7 protein-coding genes are annotated in these 8412 nt (G+C 63.1%); 2 read left to right on the top strand and 5 right to left on the bottom strand.

The annotated features are described in order from the left end of the window. The 4 genes from BFP92_RS00160 to BFP92_RS00145 all read right to left on the bottom strand — a co-directional run. A partial coding sequence (locus BFP92_RS00160) for a thiolase family protein (RefSeq protein WP_065911094.1) occupies positions 1 to 830 on the bottom strand: 830 nt, incomplete at its 3' end. Next, positions 827 to 2701 carry a feruloyl-CoA synthase gene (locus BFP92_RS00155; protein ID WP_065911093.1) on the bottom strand — a complete coding sequence of 625 codons (1875 nt, stop codon included), beginning with the start codon at positions 2699 to 2701 and terminating at the stop codon, positions 827 to 829. The genes BFP92_RS00155 and BFP92_RS00160, both read right to left, overlap by 4 nt. Positions 2702 to 2763: 62 nt before the next feature. Continuing rightward, a complete protein-coding gene (locus tag BFP92_RS00150) occupies positions 2764 to 4212 on the bottom strand; it encodes an aldehyde dehydrogenase (protein WP_065911092.1) in 1449 nt (482 codons plus the stop codon). Between the two features lie 76 nt (positions 4213 to 4288). Then, complete coding sequence (locus BFP92_RS00145) at positions 4289 to 5119, bottom strand: p-hydroxycinnamoyl CoA hydratase/lyase (protein WP_065911091.1); 831 nt, start codon at positions 5117 to 5119, stop codon at positions 4289 to 4291. 213 nt (positions 5120 to 5332) lie between these two features. Here BFP92_RS00145 and BFP92_RS00140 point away from each other — a divergent pair, with 213 nt between their 5' ends. Further along, positions 5333 to 5821, top strand: a complete 489-nt coding sequence (locus tag BFP92_RS00140; RefSeq protein WP_056858004.1) for a MarR family winged helix-turn-helix transcriptional regulator — start codon at positions 5333 to 5335, stop codon at positions 5819 to 5821. Positions 5822 to 5826: 5 nt separating this feature from the next. On the opposite strand, the gene BFP92_RS00135 is transcribed toward BFP92_RS00140, so the two are convergent. Next, positions 5827 to 7152 carry an OprD family porin gene (locus BFP92_RS00135; protein ID WP_065911090.1) on the bottom strand — a complete coding sequence of 442 codons (1326 nt, stop codon included), beginning with the start codon at positions 7150 to 7152 and terminating at the stop codon, positions 5827 to 5829. A 306-nt stretch (positions 7153 to 7458) separates the two neighbouring features. On the opposite strand from BFP92_RS00135, the gene mhpT reads away from it, so the two are divergent. Next, positions 7459 to 8412: 3-(3-hydroxy-phenyl)propionate transporter MhpT (gene mhpT / locus BFP92_RS00130; protein WP_065911089.1), on the top strand; the 954-nt coding region annotated here is incomplete at its 3' end.

The raw sequence follows: 8412 nt of genomic DNA, 5'->3' as shown, positions 1-8412 counted from the left end.
CCCACCAACGCCGCCGCCGCGCCATCCACCACGGCACAACTGTTGCCGGCGGTTTGCACGCCGCCCAGATGCACGGCGCGCAAGCGTGTCAGGCTCGCAAGGTCGGTGGGCCGAGGGTGGCTGTCCTCACTGACGGCACCGGCCCGACGCGCCAGGCTGATGCCTCGGGGCTGGTATCCCTCAAGCTCGAATACCTGGTTATCGACCGCCACCACCTCGTCAACCCAAGCGCCGTCACGCTGCGCCTGCAACGCTCGCTGGTGGCTGGTGCAGGCGTAGCGGTCCACCGCCTCGCGGCCCAGGCCATAACGGCGCGCCAGGTTGTCGGCCGTGGCGATCATGTCCAGGCCCGGGGCCGGGTCGTACAGGGCTTCCCACAGAAAGTCCTTGAACTGGACCTCGCCACCCAGACGAAACCCGCCCCTGTGGGTGTAAGCCGCGATGGGGTTGCGCGACATGGATTCACTGGCCACACACAAGGCCAGTTGCACGCCGTCCCGCAGTTGCCCGGCAGCCTGGCGCAACAGTTCGAAACCGGTGGCGCAGATGCGCTGCACCCCCAGTGCCGGGACCGCTTGCGCCACCCCGCTGTACAAGCCGATATGCCGTGGCAGCAAGTAGGCATCGAAACTGGCCTGGGCCATGGACCCGGCCAGAACGCTGTCCACCGCCTGCGGTTCAATACCCGCCCGGGCCATGACCTCACGGCCTACCTTGATCCCCAGGTCGATGGGTGAAACCTGAGACAGTGCGCCACCCAGGTCAATCCAGGGGGTGCGCACGGCCTCGAAAATCGCCACATCGGCAAATGCCGAATACTGCCCGTTCAAGGCTTGGGCTCGGCGCGCAGGATCGTGGCCTCTTCACCGCGATACAACGCCTCGACCTTGGCCGCGCGCCATTGCAGCACGGCGCGCTGGTTGATCGAACCTTTGTCGGTGATTTCCCCACGGTCGATGGACGCCGGCTCGTCGAGCAGGGCAATCCATTCCAGGCGACTGGCATTGCCGGTGGCCCCGCGATTGAGGCGTTGCAACCAGTCGCCGAACCACTGGCGCACCGGCGCGCTGCCGAGCACGTCGGCGTCGCTGGCGGCGGCGTCCAGGCCCGCCAGCCGACGGCATTCGTAGAGCCTTGGGAACACCAATGCTCCAAGGCACTCGCGATCGGGCGCGGTAATCACCAGGTCCTGCACATAGGGCGAGCCGTCGAGCACCGCGCGATTGCGCAACGGACCCACGCTGACAAACACCCCGGAAGAGAGCTTGAAATCCTCGGCTATTCGCCCATCGAACATCAGGCCCAGTTGCGGCTGCCGAGGGTCGGCGAGCTTGATCGCGTCTCCTGAACAGTAGAACCCGTGTTCATCGAACACCTCGGCGGTTTGCTGGGGCGCCCGCCAGTAACCGGGCATGATATGCGGCCCGCGAAAGCGCCCTTCGAACTTGCCGTCCACCGGCACCAGGCGCACCTCGCAGCCCGGCGCGGGCAAACCGATATAGCCGGCCATGGACAACGGCCCGGTGGTGAAGGTGCAGGACGGCGCGGCTTCGGTCATGCCCAGCCCGGCCATCATGCGGATGCGTTCACCGCAGTGCTGCTCGGCCACGCGATCGAGGCGATCCCAGATACTTTGAGACAGGCCGGCGGCGGCGAAGAAGAACAGGTTCATCCGCGCAAAAAAACGCTCGCGCAACTCGGCGTCCTGTTCCAGGGCGTTGACCAGCTCTTCCCAGCCCTTGGGCACCGTCAGGTAAGCCGTGGGCGAAATCTCCTTGAGGTTGCGCAAGGTCTGGGCAAAACCCTGGACCGTGGGCTTGCCGTCGTCCAGATAAAAGGTGCCACCGTTGTAGAGCACGATACCGACGTTGTGGCTGCCGCCAAAAGTGTGATTCCACGGCAACCAGTCCACCAGCACCGGCGGCTCCTCACCGAACACCGGAAACGTCTGCAACAGCATCTGCTGGTTGGCGCAGAGCATGCGCTGGGTGGTGATCACGGCCTTGGGCAATTTGGTCGAGCCCGAGGTGAAGAGAAACTTGGCGATGCTGTCGGGGCCGGTGGCGTCGAACGCCGCTTCGGCCTCGGCGCCACCCGGCGTTTGCAGCAGGCTGGCAAAGCTGGCCTGAGTACGCCCGGGAACGTGGTCGCGCACGCTGATCAACGGGGTCTCGGCCGGCAAGACGGCGTCGATGGCGCGCTGGTACAGCGCCGCATCGCTGACAAACACCAAGCCCGGTTGCAGCAGGTCGCACACATGCCGCAGCTTGGCGAAATCCTGGGACAACAGCGAATACGCGGGCGAGACCGGGCAGTAGGGAATGCCGGCGTACATCGCGCCGAGGGCGACCTGCAAATGCTCGATGTCGTTGCCGGACAGCAAGGCCAACGGCTTGTCCGCCGACAGCCCGTAGCTGAGCAGGCCCTGGGCAATCGCGCGCACGCTGTCGAGCATCTCGCGATAGCTGACACGGCGCCAATCCCCACCGGCCTGACGTGCCGCGATAAACGTCTGCTCGGGCCGTACCCGCGCCCAATGCACCAGGCGATCGAGCAGGCGCGCCGGCAACTCGGCCAGGGGTTCCAGGGAGCGCATGTGCAACACGCCGTGTTCTTCAGTGACCGCCACCGCTGCGTGGCCGATGGAGACCTCGCGGTATCGCGGTGCGGGCTGGGGTTGCGCTCGGAATTCGGAACTCACAAGGATGTCCTCCAGCAAGGCGGATCACAGCCGCCTTGTTATTGTTATGTCGCAGCAACTGCTCAGATCGGATAATGCCGAGGCCCGTTCTGCAAGGTCACCCAGCGCAATTGCGTGAAGTGCTCAATGGACGCCTTGCCACCAAAACTGCCGTATCCACTGGACTTGACCCCACCAAACGGCATCTGCGCCTCGTCATGCACGGTCGGGCCGTTGATATGGCAAATACCCGACTCGAGCCGCTGCGCCAGTGCCAGCGCGCGCCCGGTGTCGCGACTGAAGATCGCCGCCGACAGGCCGAACTCGGAGTCGTTGGCCAGGCGCAACAAGGCTTCATCACCCTCACCACGCAGCAGGACGGCCACCGGGCCAAAGGACTCTTCGCGGTACAGGCGCATCTGTTCGGTGACGCCATCGATCAGGGTCGGCTGCAGGATGCTGCCCTCCAGTTGGCCGCCCACCACCAGCCGCGCGCCTTTGGCGAGGGCATCGTCGATCAGGGCCTTGATGCGTGTGCCGGCGCTGGCGTCCACCAGGGAACCGAGCACCGAATCCGCCGCAGCGGGGTCACCCGCACGCAGGGTCGCGACCTTGGCCGCCAGCTTGGCGGTGAACGCATCGGCGACCCTGGCATCGACGATCAGGCGTTCGGTAGACATGCAAATCTGGCCCTGGTTGAAATAGGCGCCAAAGGCCGCCGCCGCCACAGCCGCGTCAAGATCGGCATCGTCGAGCACCAGCAACGGCGCCTTGCCGCCCAACTCCAGCAACGCCGGCTTGAGGTGACGGGCCGAGAGCTCGCCGACAATCCGCCCGACATGGGTCGAGCCGGTGAAGTTGACCCGCCGCACGGCCGGGTTGGCGATCAACCGCTCGACAATCGCGGCGGCATCGGCCGGGGCATTACTGATGACGTTGACCACACCATCGCCCAGGCCCGCGTCCTGCAATACCTGGCCGATCAGGCGGTGCACCGCCGGGCTCAGCTCCGAGGCCTTGAGCACCACGGTGTTACCGCAGGCCAGCGGCATGGCGATGGCGCGCGTGGCGAGGATGACCGGAGCGTTCCACGGCGCGATGCCCAGCACCACACCGCAAGGTTGACGCAAGGCCATGGCGAAACTGCCGGGAACATCGGAGGGGATCACCTCCCCCGTAATCTGGGTGGTCATCGACGCCGCTTCGCGCAGCATATTGGCCGCCAGACGCACGTTGAAGCCATACCAGTTGGCCATGGCGCCGGTCTCGCCGGCGGCGGCGATGAATTCGCTGCTGCGCGCCTGCAATTGCTCGGCAGCGTTGAGCAAGCGGGTGCGGCGTTCGTTGGGCGCCAGCGCCGCCCACGCGGGGAACGCGGCGTGGGCGGCGGCGACCGCGGCATCGGCATCTTCCAGGGTCGCCGCAGCCACCCGCGAGACCAGTTCACCGGTCACCGGGTTGCGACGTTCGAAGGTTCGACCGTCACGGGCGGGGCACGACTGGCCGCCGATCAACAGGGGCACGTCCAGCATGGTGATTCCTCTTTATTGTCTTTATCGGGAATACGTTCAAGCAGGGTACAACGGCGCGGCCGGGCGGCCGCGCCCTTCAGCGTTTATAGGCCTGCAAGCCAGGCTTGATGCTCTTGTCGTCGAGGAACTGTTTCATGCCCTGCTCGCGACCGCCTTCGGTGTCGAGCAGGCGCGACTGGTCGAGCTTGGCGTAGAGGTAATCCTCGTTCTGCTCCCAGGTCAGTTCGCGGCAGCGCTTGAAGCCATGCTTGGCCGCACGCAACACCACCGGGTTTTTCTCCAGCAGGTTGCGCGCCAGTTCGATGGTCACTTCGCGCAGTTGAGCCAGGGGCACGCTCTCGTTGACCAGGCCCATTTGCGCGGCTTTCTGCCCGTCAAAGGTCTTGCCGGTCATGATGTAGTACAGCGATTGACGATGGCCCACGGTGTCGGCCATGGCCTTGCTCACCAGGTTGCCCGGCGGGATGCCCCAGTTGATTTCCGAGAGGCCGAAGGTCGCTTCGTCGGCGCAGATCGCCAGGTCGCACGCCACCAGCGGGCTGAAGCCACCGCCGAAGCACCAGCCATTGACCATGGCGATGGTCGGTTTGGCGTACATGCGCAGCAGTTTCCATTGCCATTGCGAGGCTTCGCGGCGGATTTTTTCCTGGAGGATTTCCGGGCCGGCATCCACTTCGCGGAAGTATTCCTTGAGGTCCATGCCCGCCGTCCAGGCTTCGCCCGCACCGGTGAGAACCAGCACGCCGGCGGCAGGGTCCTGCTCAAGGGTTTCCAGAACGTCGATCATTTCCCGGTTCAGGGTCGGGCTCATGGCGTTGCGTTTTTCCGGACGATTGAGAATGACCCAGGCAATGCCTTCTTCGATCTCAACCTTGACTGTGGTCCAACGGCCTTCGTAATTGCTCATGGCGGTACGCTCTTGTTCTGGGTGTGAAGATGATTCGAAATTAAACCGCAAATATAGTTATGTCAATTAACTATTAATCTTGATAACCAATATTTTTCCTGCTTAAAACCCACGCGTTGCAGGCGCTGTGAAAACCCGGCATAGCCATAGCGTGCCAACACCGGCAAACTAGATAGCCTTATTAACCTGCACCTTTTGAGGATTGCACTGCCAATGGCCAAGCCTTCCAACATCGCCACCGCCAGCCAGGCCCTGCCCGACAACGACGAGGTACGGCCGCCGCTGGATTCAGCCCTGGACGATCTGATCGGTTACGCCATGCGCCGCGCCCAGCTCAAGCTGTTCCAGAACCTGATCGGCCGGTTGTCGGACCACGACCTGCGCCCTGCACAGTTTTCGGCCCTGGCGATCATCGAGCAGAACCCCGGGCTGATGCAGGCCGACCTGGCCCGCGCCCTGGCCATCGAGCCGCCCCAGGTGGTGCCGTTGCTGAACAAGCTGGAAAGCCGCGCGCTGGCCGTGCGGGTACGCTGCAAACCGGACAAACGCTCCTACGGGATCTTCCTCAGCAAGAGCGGCGAAACCCTGCTCAAGGAACTCAAGGCGATCGCCGCCCAGAGTGACCTGGACGCCACGGCCGCCCTCGACGGCCAGGAACGTGAAGAGCTGCTGCGCTTGCTGAAGAAGGTCTATCAGGACTGATCGGCCTACCAGAGCGCCACGGTGTAGAGCACCAGGAAACGGGTCTGGTTTTCATCGCGAAAGGCCGCGCCGCTCGGGAAGTCATTGCGGTAGATCGACTTGCGCGCCATGAACCCGACGTTCTTCAGCGGACCGCTCTGAATCACATACCCCAGTTCCATCTGGAACTCGCGCTCCTTGCGATCCTCGGCGTTCAACGCGGCCAGTTCGATGTGGTCGCCACGTACATAGCGCAGCCGAGTCTTGAGCCCCGGCACACCCGATGCCGCGAAGTCATAGTCGTAGATGGCTTGCCAGGTGCGCTCCTTGGCGTTGAGAAAGTCCGAGCTCATGGTCAGTTCGCTCATGCCCATCAGCTCCGTTCCCGAGATATAGGGCGTGGCCGTCTCCCCGCTTGAGTGCATGTAGCCAAGGCTGACGCGATGGCCGCCCAGGCGATAGCCAAACAACGCCGAGAGGTTGCGGTTATCCACCGTGCCCGCCTTGGCACTGCCATCCTCACGGCTGAAAAAACTGCGCAGGTCGCTGGTGAGCACGCCATCACCCACCGGCAGGTTGTGCAGCAGCGCCAGAGTGTCCTGCTGGTAGAGGTCCGCGATCTGCGAGTGATAGACCCGCAGGCTGAGGTCTTTGTTGACCTGGTAATCACCGCCGACGTAAGCCAGGTGCGAGGTGGTGGCGGTGGCGTTGAAGCGCCGGTTGGGTGAGGCGATGGTCATGGCCTGGTAGTCGGTGGAGTCGCGTTTGTTGATGCGGTCGATATAGCCCGTGTTGAGGGTCAGGCCATCGATGTCCCTGGAGCTCAACGTGGTGCCGCGAAACGTTTGCGGCAGCAGCCGCGACGGGCTGGCAAAGGCAAACGGCAGGAAGATCGACACATCGCCGGCCTTGACCGTGGTTTGGGCGAACCGCAGCTTGGCGGTTGGGGCCAGACGCGAATACTCGTCGGCGGCGCGCTTGTCGCTGGCCGATACCGGCAACAACTCGGTACCGCTGCGGTCCGGCGAAGAGTCGAGCTTGACCCCCATCAACCCGCGTACATCCAGGCCAAAGCCCACCGGGCCGGGGGTGTAACCCGATTCCAGGTTGAGGATGAACGCCTGGGCCCATTCCCGTGCAGCGGTCTTCGCACCGTCGTCCTTGTAGTCACGGTCCAGGTAGTAATTGCGCAAGGTCAGGGTGCCGTGGCTGTCGTCGATAAAGCCTGCAGCCCACAGCGAACCGGGCAGCACGCTCAAGGCCAGCAACGCCATCAGCCGGCGGGGAGTGGTGTTAGACACACAGGAGACGGACGCCGCGGCAACGGCGCCCTCCATAGGGAGTTCTGGCATGTTCGATGTCCATTTTTGTTGTTGTTATTGGGTTGGCACACGCTCGGCCCTGTCAGCCTCGCGAGCCAAGAATGGAAACAGCCCACGGCACTCGTCAACCGCAAATGACCGATAATCGAACATTAATAAAGCTATCTATTTTTTAGACACGAACAGACAAGCACCTCAATCGATTGAATTTAGTGACTTTATTCCGTTTTTTTACTGATTTTATTCCACGATTCATTTTTTAGTTATATTTGTTATCTTAATCCTTAGCAGCCACTCAAGCTCGCCACCACAACAAAAACAACAATGAGGTTTGCCATGGACAGTCCATCGCGTCGTTCGACGCTGACTATTGCGTTGTGCTTTATCGTTGCGCTGATCGAAGGGTTCGATCTGCAAGCCGCCGGCACCGCCGCCGCCGGGTTACGTCAAACCTTCGCCCTGGATCCGAAGATGCTCGGCTGGGTGTTCAGCGTCGGCATCATCGGCCTGCTGCCGGGGGCGTTCTTCGGGGGCTGGGTTGCCGACCGGATCGGGCGCAAAAAAATCCTGGTCAGCGCCGTGCTGTTGTTCGGGTTGTTTTCCCTGAGCACCGCATTTGTCCAGAGCTACTCAAGCTTGTTGCTGGTGCGTTTTCTCACCGGCCTGGGCCTGGGCGCCGCGTTGCCCAACCTGATCGCGCTGTGCGCCGAAGCGGTGAGCGAGCGCAACCGTGGCACGGCCATCAGCGTGATGTACTGCGGGGTGCCGCTGGGGGGAGCATTGGCCGCGCTGGTGGCGATGTTTTCCAGTGAGCACTGGCAGACCACGTTTATTATCGGCGGCCTGGCGCCCTTGCTGGCCGTGCCGTTGATGATCCTGCTGCTGCCTGAATCCAGTGCCTTTCGCCAACAGTTCGACAACACCGACGGCGCCCGCCCCTCCACCGGCCAGGCGCTGTTCGGCGAAGGTCGCGCACGTACCACGCTGGCCTTGTGGCTCAGCTACTTTTTCACCCTGACCGTGATGTACATGCTGCTTAACTGGCTGCCGTCGCTGTTGCTGGAACAGGGTTTCAGCAAACCCCAGGCGGGCATGGTGCAGATGCTCTTCAATATCGGCGGTGCTCTGGGTTCACTGCTCGGCGGCGTGCTGCTGGACCGCTGCAATGCCGTCAAAGTGGTGCTGTCGGTGTATGCCGGATTGCTCGCGGCGTTGGCCGGGGTCGGGTTATCGGTGGGCATTGTGCCTATGGCCATTGCCGGCTTTGCCGCCGGCTTGTTCGTGATGGCT

It is taken from the genome of Pseudomonas sp. 58 R 3 (genome assembly GCF_900006605.1).
Classification (GTDB): domain Bacteria; phylum Pseudomonadota; class Gammaproteobacteria; order Pseudomonadales; family Pseudomonadaceae; genus Aquipseudomonas; species Aquipseudomonas salomonii.
The sequence above is the reverse complement of the archived record's forward strand: the minus strand, read 5'-3'. Positions and strand labels throughout refer to the sequence as shown.